The following is a 2,150-nucleotide window of genomic DNA, read 5'->3' as shown; positions in this document are numbered from 1 at the left end:
ATGTGATCTCGCGGGGGGTGGTGGTTCCGCCGTCGGCCAAGAGCGCCGCGATGGGACGCCAGCTCGATCCGGCGGCGTTCGTCCAGCACCGCCCCTGGGTGCGGACCATGGCGCTCGTGGTGCTCGACGACCCGGAGGATCCGACGCCGTACTGGCTGGTCAGCACGCGGCGGCCGGCCGAACTGCTCGCGGCACTGGGGTGCGACGAGTCGGGTCGCCGGTAGAGGCACGACAGCCGGGGCACAGAAAGAGAGCCCGGACGCAGAGTGCAGCGGGAGCCGCCACAGCGCCGGGGCATGTGCGAGAGAGACGCGGGTGACCACGGCGCACCGTCGTCACCCGGTCTCGTATCGCACACCTATGTCCTCACGCCGCGCAATCCCGGCAGATCATGACTCCGTTCTCCTCGCTCGCGAGTCTGCTCCGGTGGTGCACCAGGAAACAGCTCGAACAGGTGAACTCGTCGGCCTGCTTCGGAACGACCCGCACCGACAGTTCTTCTCCGGACAGGTCCGCCCCGGGCAGCTCGAAGGACTCGGCGGTGTCCGATTCGTCGACGTCCACCACTGCGGACTGGGCCTCGTTACGCCGGGCCTTCAATTCCTCGAGTGAATCCTCCGACACATCGTCGCTGTCGGTCCGCCGGGGTGCGTCGTAGTCAGTCGCCATTTCCTCTTACCTTCTAGTACTCGTACCGGTAGCCGGCCGGGACACGGACGGTGCTCCCGGCCAAGGCAACGCACGACCGTCCGTTGGAGTTCCCGACGGGTATGTCACCGGGGTGACATACCCGAATTCACTCTGTTTCCACGCCGAACCGTTCGTTCTTGGACGGTTCGGCCGCCGAACAATAGCCGACCTTGCGCACGAATATGCAATCGATGCGCGAAAACGCGGGAAATTGTCCGGCAATCGTCATCAACAACACAACGACTCGTGACATTTCCTCGGGTCGGCGGTTCCGCCCACGCAGTCCCCGCCCTCTACAGTGAGTGCGACGATCCCGGCAGAAGACGAGAGGCAGGGCCGCGTGGTTTCCCTGATCACCGAAGGAAGCGCAACCGATCGCCGCGGTCGCCCGTTCCGCCGGCGCCGGGTGGTTCCGGCTGCCGTGGCCGGCGCCGTCCTCGCCGCAGCCACCATCGTCGTGTGGACCTCGGCGATCAGTTCGTCGGAACCCGTCACGACCACCGTGGCGTGCAACGCTCCCCCGACCGAGGCGGCCGATCCCGAAGGCCCGCAACCCGCTCCGCTCGGCGAGGTCGTGGACCGGTCGACGCTGCTCGAGGTCGAACCCGCTCCCCTGGCGGCAACCCGGGTGCGCGTGTTCAACGCCAACGGAGAACGCGGTCAGGCGACGCATGTGGCCGCGCAACTGAGCGATTACGGTTTCTCGAGTCCGCCCGACGTACAGGCCGGCAACGATCCGGTCTATGTCGACCAGAACCTGCAGTGCCAGGGGCAGATCCGGTTCGGTGAAGCCGGTCGCGCAGCTGCGTCATCGGTGTGGTTGCTCGCTCCGTGCGCCGAGTTGGTGCAGGACACACGTGAGGACGACACGGTGGACCTCGCGCTCGGCACCTACTTCCGCGAGGTCTCTCCCGGGGCTGATGCGGAGGAGGTTCTGCGGGCGCTGCGCGAGGTTCCGGCGGGCGAACAGACGGCTCCCCTCGATCTCGATCTGCTCACGGCCGCCCGCACTGCGCGATGCTGAAACTATTTTCAGAGACCGTGCATGCTGTTTTCGTCACCGTCGCAGTAAAACGTGACCGACGACAATTTCCGATGTGACAAAACGGTCAATTCGGAATTGCGTGGGACGCTCCGATTTCGGTGAGGAGAGTTTCGAAATCGGCGGCGAGTCCCGGCGCGACCGCCACGGTGAGTTCGCCGTCGTCCCCGGTGCCTGTCGGGACACGCACCACCGCACCGGCTTCCGCGGCGACCAGAGCCCCCGCCGCCCAGTCCCACGGGCCGAGCCCATGTTCGTAGTGGGCATCGACCCGCCCCGCCGCGACCATGCACAGGTCGAGCGCAGCCGCTCCGACACGCCGGATGTCGCGCACCCTGGGCAACAGTGCCGCCACCAACTCCCCCTGACGCGCACGCCGTTGCGGGGAATACGAGAAGCCCGTCGCCACGAGCGCCAT

Annotated in this window: 4 protein-coding genes; 2 read left to right on the top strand and 2 right to left on the bottom strand. The window is 66.8% G+C overall.

The window, feature by feature from the left end; all coding sequences use genetic code 11:
- The coding region (locus R1101_RS0121910) for a DUF3093 domain-containing protein (protein WP_016935379.1) at positions 1 to 224 on the top strand (224 nt) is incomplete at its 5' end.
- A 142-nt stretch (positions 225 to 366) separates the two neighbouring features.
- Here R1101_RS0121910 and R1101_RS0121905 read toward each other — a convergent pair.
- Positions 367 to 669 carry a DUF4193 domain-containing protein gene (locus R1101_RS0121905; RefSeq protein WP_006551346.1) on the bottom strand — a complete coding sequence of 101 codons (303 nt, stop codon included), beginning with the start codon at positions 667 to 669 and terminating at the stop codon, positions 367 to 369.
- Between the two features lie 361 nt (positions 670 to 1,030).
- On the opposite strand from R1101_RS0121905, the gene cei reads away from it, so the two are divergent.
- Positions 1,031 to 1,714: an envelope integrity protein Cei gene (cei, locus tag R1101_RS0121900; protein WP_026003580.1), complete on the top strand. Its 684-nt coding sequence runs from the start codon at positions 1,031 to 1,033 to the stop codon at positions 1,712 to 1,714.
- 85 nt (positions 1,715 to 1,799) lie between these two features.
- On the opposite strand, the gene R1101_RS0121895 is transcribed toward cei, so the two are convergent.
- The coding region (locus tag R1101_RS0121895; protein WP_016935377.1) for an inositol monophosphatase family protein at positions 1,800 to 2,150 on the bottom strand (351 nt) is incomplete at its 5' end.

The sequence above is a fragment of the Rhodococcus sp. R1101 genome (genome assembly GCF_000278445.1).
Lineage (GTDB): Bacteria > Actinomycetota > Actinomycetes > Mycobacteriales > Mycobacteriaceae > Rhodococcus > Rhodococcus gordoniae.
The sequence above is the reverse complement of the archived record's forward strand: the minus strand, read 5'-3'. Positions and strand labels throughout refer to the sequence as shown.

Excerpts from the sequence above, each read along its gene's own strand:
- R1101_RS0121905 (WP_006551346.1), bottom strand. The coding sequence starts at position 669 with ATGGCGACTGACTACGACGCACCCCGGCGGACCGACAGCGACGATGTG.